The organism is Umezawaea tangerina (genome assembly GCF_003002815.1).
Taxonomy (GTDB): domain Bacteria; phylum Actinomycetota; class Actinomycetes; order Mycobacteriales; family Pseudonocardiaceae; genus Umezawaea; species Umezawaea tangerina.
This window is the reverse complement of sequence record NZ_PVTF01000005.1, coordinates 562,721-578,749: the sequence shown is the minus strand read 5'-3', so window position 1 is coordinate 578,749 and position 16,029 is coordinate 562,721. Positions and strand designations below refer to the sequence as shown.

The 16,029-nt window shown below is 67.4% G+C and carries 15 protein-coding genes and 1 tRNA gene; 7 read left to right on the top strand and 9 right to left on the bottom strand.

What is annotated here, in order from left to right; translation table 11 throughout:
* Nucleotides 1-110: 110 nt before the first annotated feature.
* Nucleotides 111-2,582 carry a DUF4132 domain-containing protein gene (locus CLV43_RS19975; RefSeq protein ID WP_146174818.1) on the bottom strand — a complete coding sequence of 824 codons (2,472 nt, stop codon included), beginning with the start codon at nucleotides 2,580-2,582 and terminating at the stop codon, nucleotides 111-113.
* Nucleotides 2,583-2,762: 180 nt separating this feature from the next.
* Between CLV43_RS19975 and CLV43_RS19970 the strand changes: the two genes are divergently transcribed.
* From CLV43_RS19970 to CLV43_RS19960, 3 genes are all read left to right on the top strand, one after another.
* Complete coding sequence (locus CLV43_RS19970) at nucleotides 2,763-3,296, top strand: RNA polymerase sigma factor (protein WP_106188704.1); 534 nt, start codon at nucleotides 2,763-2,765, stop codon at nucleotides 3,294-3,296.
* The gene (locus CLV43_RS19965; RefSeq protein WP_106188703.1) at nucleotides 3,293-3,760 is read left to right on the top strand and encodes a transmembrane transport protein; all 468 of its coding nucleotides are present in this window, start codon (nucleotides 3,293-3,295) and stop codon (nucleotides 3,758-3,760) included. The genes CLV43_RS19970 and CLV43_RS19965 overlap by 4 nt, the downstream gene beginning before the upstream one ends.
* 174 nt (nucleotides 3,761-3,934) lie before the next feature.
* Nucleotides 3,935-4,477: a hypothetical protein gene (locus CLV43_RS19960; RefSeq protein WP_146174817.1), complete on the top strand. Its 543-nt coding sequence runs from the start codon at nucleotides 3,935-3,937 to the stop codon at nucleotides 4,475-4,477.
* 123 nt (nucleotides 4,478-4,600) lie between these two features.
* Here the strand turns inward: CLV43_RS19960 and CLV43_RS19955 are convergent, their stop codons facing one another.
* Entirely contained in the window at nucleotides 4,601-5,923 is a 1,323-nt protein-coding gene (locus tag CLV43_RS19955; RefSeq protein ID WP_106188701.1) for a M20/M25/M40 family metallo-hydrolase, read from the bottom strand.
* Nucleotides 5,924-6,043: 120 nt separating this feature from the next.
* On the opposite strand from CLV43_RS19955, the gene CLV43_RS19950 reads away from it, so the two are divergent.
* A tRNA-Leu gene (locus tag CLV43_RS19950) sits at nucleotides 6,044-6,126 on the top strand.
* Here CLV43_RS19950 and CLV43_RS19945 read toward each other — a convergent pair.
* From CLV43_RS19945 to CLV43_RS19920, 6 genes are all read right to left on the bottom strand, one after another.
* Nucleotides 6,108-7,871, bottom strand: coding sequence for a recombinase family protein (locus tag CLV43_RS19945; protein WP_106188700.1), 1,764 nt, complete (start codon nucleotides 7,869-7,871; stop codon nucleotides 6,108-6,110). The genes CLV43_RS19950 and CLV43_RS19945 overlap by 19 nt on opposite strands.
* A gap of 138 nt (nucleotides 7,872-8,009) precedes the next feature.
* Entirely contained in the window at nucleotides 8,010-10,088 is a 2,079-nt protein-coding gene (locus CLV43_RS19940) for an FtsK/SpoIIIE domain-containing protein (protein WP_106188699.1), read from the bottom strand.
* Entirely contained in the window at nucleotides 10,085-10,687 is a 603-nt protein-coding gene (locus tag CLV43_RS19935) for a hypothetical protein (RefSeq protein ID WP_106188698.1), read from the bottom strand. The genes CLV43_RS19940 and CLV43_RS19935 overlap by 4 nt, the downstream gene beginning before the upstream one ends.
* Entirely contained in the window at nucleotides 10,684-10,974 is a 291-nt protein-coding gene (locus tag CLV43_RS19930; RefSeq protein WP_106188844.1) for a hypothetical protein, read from the bottom strand. Before CLV43_RS19930 ends, CLV43_RS19935 begins: the two co-directional genes overlap by 4 nt.
* A 14-nt stretch (nucleotides 10,975-10,988) precedes the next feature.
* Nucleotides 10,989-11,318 (bottom strand): WhiB family transcriptional regulator, encoded by a 330-nt coding sequence (locus CLV43_RS19925; RefSeq protein WP_425445761.1) that lies wholly within the window; start codon nucleotides 11,316-11,318, stop codon nucleotides 10,989-10,991.
* Nucleotides 11,315-11,509, bottom strand: a complete 195-nt coding sequence (locus CLV43_RS19920) for a MerR family transcriptional regulator (RefSeq protein WP_106188697.1) — start codon at nucleotides 11,507-11,509, stop codon at nucleotides 11,315-11,317. The genes CLV43_RS19925 and CLV43_RS19920 overlap by 4 nt, the downstream gene beginning before the upstream one ends.
* A gap of 164 nt (nucleotides 11,510-11,673) precedes the next feature.
* Here CLV43_RS19920 and CLV43_RS19915 point away from each other — a divergent pair, with 164 nt between their 5' ends.
* From CLV43_RS19915 to CLV43_RS19905, 3 genes are all read left to right on the top strand, one after another.
* Nucleotides 11,674-12,057 (top strand): helix-turn-helix domain-containing protein, encoded by a 384-nt coding sequence (locus CLV43_RS19915; protein ID WP_106188696.1) that lies wholly within the window; start codon nucleotides 11,674-11,676, stop codon nucleotides 12,055-12,057.
* 148 nt (nucleotides 12,058-12,205) lie between these two features.
* Nucleotides 12,206-13,777 (top strand): helix-turn-helix domain-containing protein, encoded by a 1,572-nt coding sequence (locus CLV43_RS19910; protein ID WP_106188695.1) that lies wholly within the window; start codon nucleotides 12,206-12,208, stop codon nucleotides 13,775-13,777.
* Nucleotides 13,774-14,124, top strand: coding sequence for a signal peptidase I (locus CLV43_RS19905; RefSeq protein ID WP_106188694.1), 351 nt, complete (start codon nucleotides 13,774-13,776; stop codon nucleotides 14,122-14,124). Before CLV43_RS19910 ends, CLV43_RS19905 begins: the two co-directional genes overlap by 4 nt.
* Here the strand turns inward: CLV43_RS19905 and CLV43_RS19900 are convergent, their stop codons facing one another.
* The gene (locus tag CLV43_RS19900) at nucleotides 14,125-15,744 is read right to left on the bottom strand and encodes a transcriptional regulator (RefSeq protein ID WP_245886702.1); all 1,620 of its coding nucleotides are present in this window, start codon (nucleotides 15,742-15,744) and stop codon (nucleotides 14,125-14,127) included.
* Nucleotides 15,745-16,029: the final 285 nt, after the last annotated feature.

Genomic DNA, 16,029 nt, shown 5'->3' with positions numbered 1-16,029 from the left:
TCCCCGAACCGGCCGCCGTACCCCCCACCCCGCCGCCGCGCCCCCGAACCGCACGACGAGTGGGACGGCCCCGAGGATCCTCGGCCGCGGCCGACCACCGGCCGCGGCGCTCAGGTAGTCAGCCTGGTCAGGTCCGCCAGCACCTCCGACACGCTCACGGCGTCCAGCTCCCCGAACGTCCGCCGCCCGCGTAGCACGACCTCGGCCAGCCGCTGCGGCTCGGTCATCGACGGCTGCCCGGCGGGAACACCGGGGTCGAGCTCCACCGCGACCGTGCCGCCGGGCACCGAGAGCCCGACGGAGTACCGGATGCCGCCCTCCTCCGGCGCGCTCAGCTCCCACCCGCCGCGCGCGAGCTCCAGCACCTTCGCCGTGGGCACCGCGACGTTCTCGAACCGCTTGAGCCGCGACGCCGCCCGCTCGTCCTCCGACAGCACGTGCACCGGCCTGCTCAGCTGCGCGAACGGCTGCAGGACCTCGTAGTCGGCGAACACCCCGACCCACCCGTCCAGGCAGTCGGCCAGGTGCACCGGGTGGGCGACCCCCACGACCGCGTCCTGCGGCAGGTCGACCACGTCGTCGTGCACGTCGGCGACCGTGCGGTCCTCGGCCAACCGGAACGACACCCCGTCCCCGGTGACCCACACCAGCCGCCGCACGACGTGCCACAGCAACGGGTGCGCGACGAACAGCTCCCGGAACTCCGCCACCGGCCACCGCCTGCCCGCCACCATCGCCGCCTCGAACCGGCGGACCTGGTCGGCCGCGACCGTCCGCACGTCCTTCCTCAGCTGCACGAACCGCCGGTACTCCCGCGCTGCCAAGTCCTGGTCGTCGCCCACCCCCGGCTTCGGCAAGGCCTTGAGCCGCACACCGTCGCCGTCCGCCACGTACGGCGTGAGCCGCTTGTCGAACCCGACGGTGAACCGGCGCGGCCCGTAGTCGACCACCAGGCTCGCCGCGTCGTCCAACCCGAAGTCCGGCACCAGCCGGTCGGCCAGCTGCTCCGCGGTCAGCCCGCGGTCCTCGGCGATGGTGTCGATCATCTCCGCCGCCCGCGACCGCAACGCGCCGAACTGCGACTTCGTCGCGATGCCGTTGAGCTGCAGCAGGGCCGCGGTGCTGCCGATCGCCGCCAACGCCCGCAACCCGATCAACGCCCGCGGGTGCGCGCCCTCACCCGGCCACGCCCGGACCACCGGCGCCAACGCCCGCACGGTCTCGTCGTCACCGACCATCCCCTGCGCCGACAACGCCCACCTGTCCTTCGACGGCATGCCCTCGCCCCGCCACGCCTCGAACACCGCCCACCCGAAGCGCGCCAACGACTCCCGGTCGCACTCCGCCCGCACCACCTCGACGTACCGGTGCACGTCGTCCGGCTTCGACATCGTGAGCAGGGACAGCACGTCGTCCGGCCTGGACAGGGCCATCATCGTCAGCACGTGCGCGGTGACCGCGGCGGGCAGCGCGTACCGCGTGTCCCGCACCAGGATCCGGGGGAGCAGCGCCGGGTCGGCCCAGCTCCCGACCACCGGCACCCGCGCCTGCAGGTGGTGCCCCGCCGGATCCGCCTGGAGCAGGGCGTCGACCGCGTCCGCCACCTGCTCACCGTGCTCCGCCGCCACCCGCCGCACCAGGTCCGCGTGCCCGTGCTCCGCGACCAACCACAACGCCACCTCGGCCGCCCGCCGAACCTTGCCCTGCCTGCCCAACGCCGCGGGCAGCAACGCCCGCGCCGCCGTCTCCGGATGCCGCCGGAACCACAGCTCGGCTACGTCGCGCAGCCTCTTGACGCGCACCAGCCAGTCCGCCATCAACGCCGCCACCTCGGCGTCCGCGAACGGCAGCAGCAGGTCCGCCAGGTAGGTGGCGTCCGACTTCGCGATCCGCACCGCCTGCGGCAGCACCTCACCCTCGAACCGGGCGACCAGCACCCTCTCCCAGCCCATGTAGTCGTCCCGCACCGGCTCCCACTCGGCCAGGCGCGGACGCAGCACGTCCTCCGGCGCACCCGCCACCACCGCGAGCACGTCCCGTCCCCGCAGCTCGCCCTTGCACAGCCGATCCACCGCGACCCGCCAGTCCTGGTCGCCGTAGTCGACCCCGATCCCGGACGACGGGCCGTAACAGCTCGCCTTCGCCCACTGCTCGCGTTCCCCCGGCTCCCACTCGAAACCGCGCGGCACCACCACGTCCACGGCGATCGGCTTCGGCGCAGCGCGCTCGACCTTCCACGGGGGAGTGACCAGCGCAGGCGACAGCACGTCCGCGGGCGCGTCGGGCACAGCACCGTCCGCCCGCACGGCCTGCGTGTCCGGCTCCGACGCGGCGGTCGCCGAGATCTCGGCCACCCGAGGTGGAGCCGCCACCTCGGCGCCATCCGACCGGTAGCCCTTCTTCTCCTTCTCCGCCACCAGCTTGTCGACGTGCGCCACCGCCGACTCCTCGGACCCGAAGTCCTTCACCTTCGTCTGACCCGCCGTCCCCAACCGTCCGTACCGGACGGTCACGGACGCGCCGTCCCGCCCTATCTGCCAGAACTTCGCGGAACCACCGGCGATCAGTTCCCACCTGCGCACGTCGGACCTCCAGCCCGGTCGAAGTGGGGAGCACGGTAGAGCCACGATCCGACGTTTTTCGTGATGTCACCCCTGACCAGCCGCGATCGCGCGCAGACCGGTCGGTGCGCCCACTCGTGAACCCCGGCGGCCTCCCACCCGACTGCCAGGGTGTGACCGAACGCAGAGACGGGAGACGACGTGGATCGGGCCGAACGTGACGCGCTGCTCGTGGTGCGCGCGCAACTGGGCGACCGACAAGCGCTCGGCGAGCTCGTCGGACAGTGGCACGACCCCGTGTGGCGCTACACCCGACGCATGCTCGACGGGCCGGGCGTCGCCGACGACATCAGCCAGGACGCCTGGGCCGCCGTGCTGAAAGCACTACCCGCCCTCCGGCAACCGGAACGCTTCGCGCCGTGGCTGTTCACCATCGTCCGCCGATCGGTGATAGACCACCTCCGAGCGAAGTACGGACCACCCGAACCCGCCGACGGCGACCTCGTCGACGGGGGAGAAGCCGACGCGGTGCTCGACCGCACCCAGGTCGCCGACGGCCTCGCCGTCCTGGAACCACGCGAACGCGAGGTCCTGATCCTGTTCTACCTCCAGGACCTGTCACTGGAGGACTGCGCCGACGTGCTCGCAATCCCCACCGGCACCGTCAAGTCCCGACTGTTCCGCGCCAGGCGGCTCCTGCGCGACCGCATGATCGAGAAGGGGTACACGTCATGACCGACGAACCCGGCTACACCCCCGACAAGCTCGTGCGCACCCTCTCACTGCCCCGCCGGATCGGCCACGCCCTGGTCGGCCTGGCAGGCCTCACCGCCGCCGCCACCATCACCCAGCTATGGGCCACCGAACCCACCCCACTACCAGCCAGAACCCAGATCGCCTTCGCCACCCTGATCACCATCGGCCTCGCCTGGACCGCCTTCGCCACCTACACCCTCATCCGCCGCCCCCTGTTCGCCCTCGACCGCGTCATCGCCGCCACCCTCGCCCTCACCTTCACCACCCTCCTCACCACCGGCACCACCCTCCTAGCCCTCACCCGCGCCAACCCCACCGCCGCCCTGATCTCCGCAACCACCGGCCTCACCCTGATCACCACAGCCACCCTCATGCTCCTCCGCGCCCGCACCTACCGAACCGCTTTGCTCACCCGCAAACACGACCTCGAAGGCAGAGGCTGAGGCACGCGAACAGACGTATCGAGGTCGCTGGAGTGGCGGTGTGGACCACCACTCCGACTCCTTGACCGTCGTACCGCGTTGGACAGCAACTGGAGCAGGGCGGGCAAACCGCCACCGAAGAGGCGAAGGTCGCAGCCGACCAGGAAGATGAAGGAGGCTGCCGCGGACTCCGTCGTGGTCGAGCTCATCGAATGGCTCGTCCGCAACCCGGATGCGGGTGATCGGATCGAAGCGGTTGCCAAGAAGATCAGCAACGAGGTGGTGGCGGCGCTCGACCACTCCGTCGATACCGCCAAACGAGCAGAACGACGCAAGAAGCTCGCCGCATCCCATTTCTGGTGCGACATCCTGGCCGGAATCGCCAAGACGCTCAACGACATCCAGGAAGAGATCGACAAGGTCATCGCACAGGTTCCCAAGCTCGTCATCTCGGCCATCAACACGAGCTCGACGATCGGCACGGCGACAGTCGAACTCGCGGTCGAGAAGACCTGGGAGCAGATCAAGGAGCTGGACTTCGTCAAGACCGCGCTGCAGCTGCACGACCTCAGCGAACCGGTCCGGGCCGTCCGCATGCTCGCCATCATGATCTGCCCGGCACCGGAACGACATGAAGCAGTCATCAAGCATTGCGTGAAACCGCTCGTCGGCGACCAGGTCCACAGCCTGACCAAACAGCGACTCGAAACAGCACTACCCGCCGCTTGGTTGGACTGAACGACAGGTCCAGCCGGTGAAATACCCACGGGCACTGGCTCGCCACGAGCCTCGGCGGACGTGTCCAAGCGGGGACTCGAGCCCGCCGGGGTGGGAAAATCCACAACCCCGGCGGGTCCGAGATCACGAGTTCCGCAGGAACCGCTCCAACACCCGCACACCGAACTTCAACGCGTCCACCGGCACCCGCTCGTCCACCCCGTGGAACAGCGCCGAGAAGTCCAGGTCCGCGGGCAGCCGCAACGGCGCGAACCCGAAGTTCCTGATCCCCAACTGCTGGAACGACTTCGCGTCCGTCCCACCCGACAGCATGTACGGCAGCACCTTCGCACCGGGGTCCTCGGCCGTGATCGACGCCGCCATCGCGTCCACCAGCGCCCCGTCGAACGTCGTCTCCACCGGCGGCAGCCCCACCCACTCCCGCTCCACGTCCGGCCCCAGCAGCTCCGCGAGCTCCCGGTCGAACGCCTCCTCACGGCCCGGCAGGATCCGGCAGTCCACAGTGGCCTGCGCCACCGACGGGATCACGTTCGCCTTGTACCCGGCCGACAGCATCGTCGGGTTCGCCGTGTCCCGCAGCGTCGCCCCGATCATGCGCGACAGGGCACCCAGCTTCCCCACCGCGCCCTCGATGTCCTCGTCGGGGAAGTCCCACCCGGTGATCTCCGTGACCCCGTCCAGGAACTCCCGCACCGACGGCCGGATCACCAGCGGGAACTGGTGCCTGCCCAGCTTCGTCACCGCCTCCGCGAGCTTCGCCACCGCGTTGTCCCGATGGATCATCGACCCGTGACCCGCGGTCCCGCGCACCCGCAACGTCAACCACCGAATCCCCTTCTCGGCGGTCTCGATCAGGTAAGCACGCGCGTCGTCCTTCAACGTGATCGAGAAGCCCCCCACCTCACTGATCGCCTCGGTCACCCCCTCGAACAGCTCCGGCCGGTTCTCCACCAGCCACTTCGCCCCGAAGAACCCACCCGCCTCCTCATCGGCGAGGAACGCGAACACGATGTCCCGAGGCGGCACGACCCCGTCCCGCTTGAACCGCCGAGCCACCGCCAAGGACATCGCCACCATGTCCTTCATGTCGACAGCCCCACGCCCCCACACGTAGCCGTCCTGCACCGCCCCCGAGAACGGGTGCACCGACCACTCCGACGGATCAGCGGGCACCACGTCCAGATGCCCATGCACCAACAACGCCCCACGAGACCGATCCGCCCCCGCCAACCGGGCGATCACATTCCCCCGCCCCTTGGCCCCCGACTCCACGTACGTCGTCTCGTACCCCACCTCAGCCAGCTTCTCGGCCACCCACTCCGCCGCCGCCCGCTCCCCGACCACCGTCGAGGGATTCCCGGTGTTCGTCGTATCGATCCTGATCAACTCACTGGCCAGCTCCACGACCTCGTCCTGCGCCACCAGCAGCCCCGCACCATCTCCCATGTCACTCACGCAGCCTTCCTACCACCGCTTCCACCCCCAGCACCCCTCCAGACACCCCCCGATTTTGGCCTGCGGGAACGATCATGTAATCTATGCACACACCACGGCGAACAGCCGAAAGACCGGGTGGCGGAATGGCAGACGCGCTAGCTTGAGGTGCTAGTGCCCGAAAGGGCGTGGGGGTTCAAGTCCCCCCTCGGTCATGAGCATTATTCACACGGCCCACGGGTTTGATGATCACATCAGCCTCGTGGGCCGTGTGCGTATACAGAACTTGCAGGTCAACGGACTGGTAGAGCGCCGCGAGCGTCTCCGTTTTCGCTTCCTTCAGCACAGCGCCGACGTCACCCAATGAGTCGATGGCCGCGTAAATCTCAGCGTCGCTGACCGTGTTCGGTGCCGGAGTGCCTTCCAGTTCCGCCCTAGCAGCCGCCCGTGCCGCTTGCGCCTCGTTCATCGCCTCCACCAGCGCGGCCGGATCGATGCCTGCCTTGATGGCCTCCTGGAACCTGTTCATGTGAGCTTCCGCCGTAGCGAGCCGCTGCTTGGCCGTGTCCCGACCGTTCTGCGCGACGGCCGCTCCTGGTTGGGAGGCAACAACTTTGGCCACAGTGCGATCCACATTGGCCGGCGCGAACACCTCGCCGAGCCAGTCGTTTACCGCGTCCTGGATCACGTCTTCGCGGAGGTAGATCGCTGGCGGGTGCGACGCCAAGGCGGGGGAGCCGGGAGCTAATGTCCGTGCCGGGCAGCGGTAGTACATGCCGTGCTTCCGCGGACTCGCCTCCATTTTCCGACCGCATACCGAGCACCGGATACGGCCGCGGAACAAGTAGGTCTGCTTCGTAGGCCGCTCGGCGCGCTCCGTTTTCCGCGCGGTCTTCAAACCGCCCACAGACTTCGACCTCCGCAGCAATTGAGCTTCGGTGAACACCTCGACCGACACAATCGCGGGGTGCGCGGGCTGCCGTGACCGGATGACTTTTTCGGGGCTGGTCTTCCGGAACCGTGTGACATATCCGGCAGCCACGTCGTCCGGGTCGAGCAGCAACTCATGCCGAGTCCACCGCCCGAAGAACGCGTAACCGGTGTAGCGAGGGTTGTCCAGAATCGCCCGAACCGTGCTGCCCTGCCACCCATCACCTGGCCGATGCCGGTTCTGGTCCGGACGTCGCGCAGAGGGACAGGGAATCCCGTCACGGTTGAGCCCAGTGGCAATCGCCCGATCACCCCGGCCGCCGATGTACTCGGCAAAGATGCGCCGAACCGCCTCGGCGCACTGCTCGTCAACTTCCAGGATGCGCAGGTGGTACCCCTCGGCCGCCTTTCGCGGATTGGGGTGCTGCCCACCGTCGACCACGGTGTACCCGTAAGGCGCACGTCCGCCCTGGTGCCTTCCCTCATTCACCACCTGGGCATCCATAGCCGCACGCACCCGAGCCTGAACGTGTTGCCGCTCCGACTCGCTCATCCCGCCGAGCACGCTCATCAACATCTTGTGCGACGGATTCCGCGGATCGAACTTCCCGCCCAGTTCCGGCACCCACAGGTCAACGCCGTACGCCGCGAACCTCGGAGCGATCAGCGAGAACTGATTGCCGAACCAACACCGCGTGCCCTCACCGACCACCACGGCGTTCCACCCGCGGTTCGGGTCCTTCAGAGCGGCGAGCAGCCGCGACGCCTCGTGACGCCGTTCCCACGGCACCGACCGCGACTGCCCGATGTCGAAGAACTCCTCGGTCAGGACACCGCCAAGCGGCCCGACGAACTTCCGGGCGTTCCCGAACTGCCATCCGCGAGAGGTCTCCGGGTCCTGGTTGTCCTCGGTCGAGCAGCGTCCGTACCCCGCCATCGGCCCGATGCCCTCATCGATGGTCTCCACGACCTCGACGCCGAGCATGTCGTCCAGCGTCGCCCACGGGTTTCTGATGATTTCAACAGTCACTAGTACCCCCTCCCTGAGGTCCGTCCAGGACCTCGACTTCGGTCAACTCAAGCAGTATGGCAAGCAGTATGCGGCAGGTAGCAGGCGTAAGGGGCGGAAGTTCGTCCGGCACGCGCACCGTGACCCTCTCATCAGGGCTCATGGCTGCTCGACGTTGGTAGCGCCGATTTCATCAACCGCAGCTCGGATATCCGCCGTCATGTAGCCACGCACCCGCCGAGTGGCGTCGCCCTCGGGGACGTACTGCCGGACCGGCTTGCACCCCAGCTCGCCCATCTCCTTGCCGAACATCGTCGGCTCGACCTTCAACGCCTCCACCAGCTCAGCGGTCGGCACGAACTCGCGCTTGTCGAGCTGGTCCCCGAGGTAATCCACGACCGCCGCCAACGGCTCCGGAAGCTCGACAACCCACCTCTCAGCCGCTCCGGTGCCCAGCGCCTTGACGACCGCTACAGCGTCGATGGCACGCACGGCGTCATCACCCACCGCGTGACCCGCGAGCGTCCCCGCGGCTTCCCTCAACGCCCGGCCACGAGCGCAGATCACCCGCCACTCAGCGTTGGGCATGTAGTACGTCCGAACCGTCATCGCGAGCATGTCCGCCCCCGCGTCGGTCTCACCGTCCGGCCGCAGGATGCCGACCCCCTTGTGACTCGGCAGCAGCGTCGAAGCGTCATACCCGCGCGTGTTCATCTGCTCGCCGAGCACGATGTTGGAGTCCCGCCAGTCCATCACCCGCAGCGCGAACCGCGACCCGAGCACCGCACGCAACCGAGACGGGATGGTGTTCGAGTCCGGCCGTTGCGTGGCCAAGATGACCACGATGCCCGCCGCCGGCCCCTTCCGAACGAGGTACGCCAGTAGATCCGCGATGTACGCCCCAAGCGTGGTCTTCTTACCGCCCACCTGCTCACGTGTCGGGTTTTCCAAGAACACCTGAACCTCATCGATGATCACCGCCGTGATCGGCATCCCGAGGTCTGGGTCCCGCGAGATCGCGGGCGTGATCTTCGACTCCGGGCACACCTCATCGTCCAATGTGGCCATTCGCGCGTACCGAGATTGGACCTCTGCGACAAGTTCCACCAAGTGATCACGGACCGCCTCGACGTGCTCCAGCTCATCGCCGCACACGTACTGGTAGGCAATCTGCTCGGCTGAATCCCAGTCCTTGCCGCCCTTACCGTCGTACACGTACAGCCGCGTGTACGGGTCCAGGATCAGCCCAGCGGCAGCAAGTCGAGTCGCGAAAGTCTTACCCTGCCTAGGAATCGCGCCCACGAGCAGCGACGTCCACACCAACGGAAGATCGATCCGCCGGTTCCGCGCGTCCCGCCCGAACGGCACCGGTCGCCAGGCGTCCCACCACTCGACGTCGAGCAGGGGAGTGCGCAGCGGGGGACCGGCGTACGGGTCCTCATCAGCCACCCACAGGAACACCCGACCCGCGTGCCCGCCTTTCCCACGTACACGCTCAACAATGAGCTGCACCTCATCGACAGCCAACGCCGAAGCAAGCGCGTCCCGGTTCTTGATGACGTCCGCAGCCTTCCGCGTGGCAGGCAGGTCCACGGTGACCGCCCACCCATCACCAACACGCGCGGCACGCTCCACCAGGCGCAGTGTCTCGTCCTTGCCCACGAGCTTCGCGTCCCGGAACGCGTCGACCAACACCTGAGGGTCCATCGTCCAAGTCAGCGTCCGCGGCCCCGCAAGCACTGCCTTCCGTCCAGGCGATCCATCCTTCCGCCGCCCGACGACCGCGAGCACCACCGACGCAACCCCGGCCACACCCCACAACGCCAGCCCACCGAACATCACGTAGGCCACGGTCAAAGCCGCCGAGGCGACCGCACAAACCGCCCCGGTCACCTTCCACCGGAACAAGGTCAACTCGCGAATCTCAATGAACTTGTCCGCCAACTTCTCCGACTGCTCGGCAGCCTCGCGGTAGTCGCGCACCCGCACCCATCGTCGCCACCCGCGCCCCACGACCACGGCACCCCGCACAGCCCCGCTCAGAAACCGCAACGGCGCTAGAACCAACCACGCGACCGCGTCTCGGACCGCGTACCCGAGCGCCGCTCGGGACCTGAGCGCAGTCGGGACGAACCGTGACCGCTGCCAGAGGTCCCCGATCCGCCGAACCACCTTTGGCGGCTCATCAACCAACTCGCCGTCGTACACAGGCGCGGCAGGCACCACGTCACCGTTCACGGCCGCACCTCCTGCTCAGCGAGAGCAGCAGCCAGCCGCGACGAGAGGCCACGCGAACACCCCGTCACCTCTCGCACCCACGCGGGCGTCACCTTCACGCCACGCGTCCGCGCGGCTTGGGCTACAGCGAGGTACTCCGCGAACGACGTCCGCGGCGTAGGCGCGACCGGCTCGGGCGCCGGACCATCTACCGGCACAACCAGCTTGTCCCGCAGTTCGGTAACCGCCTCAGCCGCTACGAACACGACCAACGGCGGCACCGAGTGCAACACCACCAGTGCGGCCGACCCAGCCATGAACGCACTCCAGGTGTTCATGACGTACGTGGCCGCGAGCGTGAACCACTTCGCCGCACGGACCCATCCACCCATCCGCACGCCGTGCTGAGCCGTGACCTGCTCGGCCCGAAGGATCGCCAACAGCACCAGCGACACCATCGGGTCGAGCAGCCACGCCGCACACCAAGCCGGCGACCAAGGTTGCGACCCGGCCGCCGCGAACTGCTGAACGTTCGTCATCGTGAACGCCAACCCGAGCAGAATCCCGGACCAGCACAACCGGTCCACCTGCACCGCGACCCGCTCAACCGATTCGCTCATCGCCGCTCACCCCGTCGACCCTGGGGAGGCTCGTAACTGGTCACGGTCAGCGCCTTCGTCAGCGTGTACGAGGCGAACAGCGCAGGCACACCGAGCACCGCCAGCAGCAACCACGGCCCTTCCCGGTGAGTGATCACCACCCACTGCACGACGACCACGAGCGCCGCGTTGAACAACACCCGACCGGCCAGCGACACCAGGTGCACACGTGCCCGCGGCGCTTTCGCCCGACGCGCACCGACCCGCCAGAGGAACAACGGGACCACAAGCGCCCCCAGCCCGATCATGATCTGAGTCGCGTTCACGGCCTCGACCACCGTTCACCACGCCGAAGCCAATGCGGGTGCAGTTCGCGCCGATCGTCGTCGGACAACCCACCCCACACGCCAACGGTGTCCTCGCCAGCCGCGCGCAGCTCCAGTTCCAAGCACTCGTCTCGGACCGGGCACCCCGCGCACAACCGCGCGGCCAACGCGCGATCAGCCAGCACCTCGTCACCGCACGGCGGCTCCTCGGCCGCCACCTCCATGCACAAGCCGTCGCGCTGCACGACGTCCACGAGCGTTTCGCTCGGAGTCCAGCGCAACCGATCCAACCGCCACGCGATGCCGATCAACTTCAGGTCGTTCACGGCGTACCCCCGGACATGGGGTCACCGAGCAGCCGGATCAACCCGCTCGCCGGAATGACCAGGTGGCCACGCCGCCGCACCGCTCGAACCTGACCGAGCCGGATGGCACGAGCGACGTTCGAGGGGGCGACACCGAGCACCCCGGCCGCTTCGCGAATCGAGTAGTGGACGTTCGACAGAGAAGTACGCATGAGAAAGCCCTTCGAGAAGTATTTGATGATTTCAGCAATGGAGTGCTGATTTCAGCGCGAATGAGGCCGCGCGAGATCCCGCACGGGGCAAAAGCCGCCGTGTCACATCACCAATGAGCCGAAGTTGGCTAATCTCAGCGCTGAGGCGGAGCGCGGAGGAATACGTGTCGGAGGATTGGGCGGCAGTCGCCAAGGCCATCAACGAGCGCGTGAATGAGCTGGGGTGGCGTCAGCGAGAACTCGCCGAGCGCTCGCACGTCTCGCAAGCGATCGTCCGCGAGATCCAACACCGCACCGTCGAGCGCCGCCGCAGCCCGCGCACCCTGGAGTCCTTGTCCACGGCTCTGGGCTGGCACCCACAGCACCTTGACGCCGTGTTGCACGACCGACGCCCGCCGCAACTCGACGAGCCCCTTGCCAATCCGACCGACACCCTGTGGTCGCGCCTGGACGGTTTCGAACAGCGCCTCAACGACATCACTGAACGCCTCGACGGCCTGAAAACCGACCTCTCGACCGTGATCGAGCACGTTCGCGATAGACGCTAGTTCGGGACGTTTTCCCTGGTGGAACCGGTTGTTTTCCATGCACCAATTCCACTGCGGAACGGCGTCCGATCCCATGCAGGTCTACTGCACATTCACCGCACAAACAGTGCAGGTTCACTGCACATCGCGCTTGGGGGAGTAGCGACCAATGAGCCTCGCGAACGGCTGGACCGGCCAAACCGCATCCGCTTTACAGGCCGCACTACGGCTCAGCCACGAGGCGTTCGCCGAGCTCCTGGGCGTCAGCGCCCGAACCGTCGCTGCCTGGCACCAGAAGCCGGACCTACGGCCAAAATCCGAGATGCAACAACTCCTCGACACAGCTCACGACCGGGCACCCGTAGACGTGAAGACCCGGTTCGCCACCCTCATCAACGAGGCACCGGTAAATCTCCCCGATGGCGCGGCGGAAGACGCAGAGGTGCGGCTCAGCGCAGACCCCAACATGGTCGCCGCCCTCGACTGGCTCGACCACCACGCGGGGTGGGAGCCGGGAACGGCTAGGCGCAACGTGGCAACGCGACTCGCCCACCTGAATGTCAACGCTCTCCACGATCGAGGCGTCCGCCGCGGACGCGTCGACCAACGGCACGTCGCACAAGCCCTCACCGACTACTACGGCACCGCCACAGACGGCCACGGCACCTACACGGCCCGATTCGGCACCGAGGCCGAAGCCGTCACGAGCGTGCTCACTCACCCCGATTGGCTCGACCTCGACTGCCCGTTGGTAGCCACCAACGACCGCCTCCGCCTCACCGGCACCACCCCAGACAGTGACATTCCGTTGGACGAGACGACCGCAGGCCTAGCCGCTCAACGCCTGGCCGAAATGCTCGCCATCGGCATCCGCTTCGTGAACATGCCGCTCTACCGACTCCTCGACATCGCCGTTGGCAAGCACACCATCGGCGGCGCGGTCGGCCTGACGACATTCGCTGGCTACGCGGTCACGATGGACCTGCTCGAAGGCGAACTGATCGACGCGCTCGGCAACGGCACCACCCCGCGCCCAGGCTCACTGCCAGTCCGCGACCACTACATGCCGACCCTGCCCACCGTCCTCGACGTCAACGACCGGCTGTGCGCAGGTGGCACCCTCGCCCTCACGGCAATCGCCCGCCCAGCCAACTCGTTCCGCGGCGGTCCGGACTACCTGCTCCTGGTCCAGGAGCGTTCCGGCCACGTCATCAACGCCGCGCGCCGCCTGGCCGTCATCCCCAAGGGCTTCCACCAGCCGCTGACCGACTATCGAGCCGACGCGCAGGTAGGCGCGACCCTCCGCCGCGAGACGGAAGAGGAGCTGTTCGGCCGCCACGACATCGACAACACCGTGAACGACCAGCGCCACGCCGACCCCATGCACCCGAGCCTGTTGTCCGCCCCGATGCGCTGGCTCACCGAGCAGCCCGACCGCCTCCGCATGGAGTGCACGGGTTTCGGCCTCAACCTGGTCAGCGGCAACTTCGAGTTCGCGAGCCTCATCGTCATCGAAGATGAGGACTTCTGGCCGCAATTCGGCGGACAGGTGAAAACGAACTGGGAAGCCTCGAACCTGCGCCAGTACTCCAGCCTGGACACCGAGTCGCTAGCCGACTTGGTGCGCGACGTAGCGTGGAGCAACGAAGGTCTGTTCGCCCTCCTGCAAGGTCTCCGCCGCCTCAAGCAGATCGGCGGGAGCCGAGTGGACCTGCCTACGATCGATTGGGAGATTCGTTGACCGCCAACTGGAGCCACGGCAACGCCGCGGAAGCGTCGGCAGACACCCGCGGCTGGCTCATCGGACACTTCATCGACCCGTCCGAGGGCGTGCGTTCCTCCAAGGACGTAGAGGTGAAGTGGGGCACCCACCCAGCGGGGGACAAGCGTCCGGAATGGACCTCCGACGACCAGCGAACCACCCTGGTTCTGTTGGTACAGGGCAACTTCCGCGTAGACCTCACCGAGGGCAGCTCCACCATGACCCGCCAGGGCGACTACATCATGTGGGGGCCAGGCATCGACCACACCTGGGAAGCCAACGAGGACTCGGTAGTCATCACCGTCCGCTGGCCCTCCCAGACCTGATCACCCACCAACCTCCACCTCGACGGCAGGCAACTCCACCCGCCCACCGCCGATCTCCCGCAACCGCCGGAGCCCCTGGAGCAACGCGAACAGCCCTTCGTTGCTCCAGGCCTCCTGCCCAACCAGTTCCTCCACCAGTTCCTCCACCAGTTCGCCATCAAGACTGGAGTACAGCCGCAGCCCAGAGGCCTCCCAGTTCGCCTCAACCTGCCCACCGAACCGCCGCCAGAACTCCTCATCCTCGATCACCACGAGGCCAGCGAACTCGTAATTCCCGCTAACCAGGTTCAACCCGAACCCCGTGCACTCCACTCGCAGCCGCCCGGCCTCCGCCGTCAGCCACTTCATCGGCTCGGAGGCCCGCCCAGGATGCATCGGCACCGCGGCCCTCACGTCACCAATGGTCATGTCGACGTCGCTACGCCCGAACAACTCCTCTTCAAGCTCCCGCAGCAATGTCGCACCCACCCGCGCATCAGCTCGAACATCACTCATCGGCTGATGAAACGCCTTCGGGATCACCGCCAACCGCCCACTCGCGTTCAACACGCTCCCAGACCGCACCTGAACCAGGAGCGCGTAGTCCGGCCCACCCCGGAACGGATCACCCGGTCGAGCGATAGCGCAGAGCGCAAGCACACCACCTGCGCACACCCGCTTTGGCAGATCGAGCACGCTCTCAGCGCTAGGCAAGTACAGGTCTCGGAGAGGCAGAGCGCTCCGACCAGCCGCCACGGCGTCCAGGAGTTCGCCTTCGAGCAGGTCCATCGTCAACGCGTACTCCATGAACGGAACCTGCCCAACGGTCCCACTGAGCGCATCACCGATCTCAACGCCCAAGAGCCGGTAGAGCGGCAAGTTGGCGATCCGGACGCCGAGCGCCACCGATTCCGCGAGACGGTCCACCGCGCCATCTGCTCCCACACGGCCGAGAGCGGCCCCAGGAACGAACTCCTCGGCAACGAACTTCACGCTGTCCCGATCGGCCGTCAACGCGCAGGCTAGATCAAGCCACTCAACCCGTGTGACAACACTCGTCACGACCGCCTGGCCCCCACAGCGAGCCCGGTACATCCCGTACCCCGCCCTGATCGGCCCGTAGTAGTCCGCCAACGCACTGGCCATCTGAGCCCGCCCAACCCTGCTCCGCAGGGCGTTCCGATCAAGCAATCCTCCAACGCCAAGATCCCCAGCCCGCGCGCCCACCTTGCCTCGACCAGTGCCGGGCACCCACCCAGCACGCCGATCAAGCCACGCCAACGCGTCGACAAGATCACCATCGGCCCGCGCAGACGACCCACCACCAACAATCTCGGGCACCTCGATGGGCTCTCGCACAGAACCCAGCAACACATCGATACCGACCCCGAAGATCCTCTCCAACAGCCGAGCAGTCGAGGGCCGCACCGGACTCAAAGGCTCCCCCGATGGCTTTCGCCCAGCCGCCAGCCGCTGAAGATGGCGTACCCCAACGCTTCCAGGCTCCCTGTGCTCACGAGCAAACACCTCCGCGAACTCGGCAAACTCCTCAAAGGTCTGCCTCCGCTCCCAGATCTTCTGCTCAAGCACAGTGCGAAACGCCCGCTCCGACCGTCCCGCCTCCACCACAGGTCGTCGCATGTCGCCTCCAGGTCGTTCCGCTGATCAAGCGCTGATGAGAGCCTGATTTCAGTTTGCCACGAACCAGCGAAGAACGGCCGCGCCAGTCGCTCGATGTTGACGGCTCGTCTCTTCGGGTTTCGCTGAGCACTCGAAAAGCTCTAGGGAGATGGGGGCCTCGGATCGCCGTCGTTACGGACACCCGTCCAGTGTCGGCGCGCCTGCTAGTACCAGTGGTGCGCATTCAGGCCGATCGATTGCGTACTGCGGAAGAGTGCGAATCGCCGCGGTGGTGGGGAGTTCTCT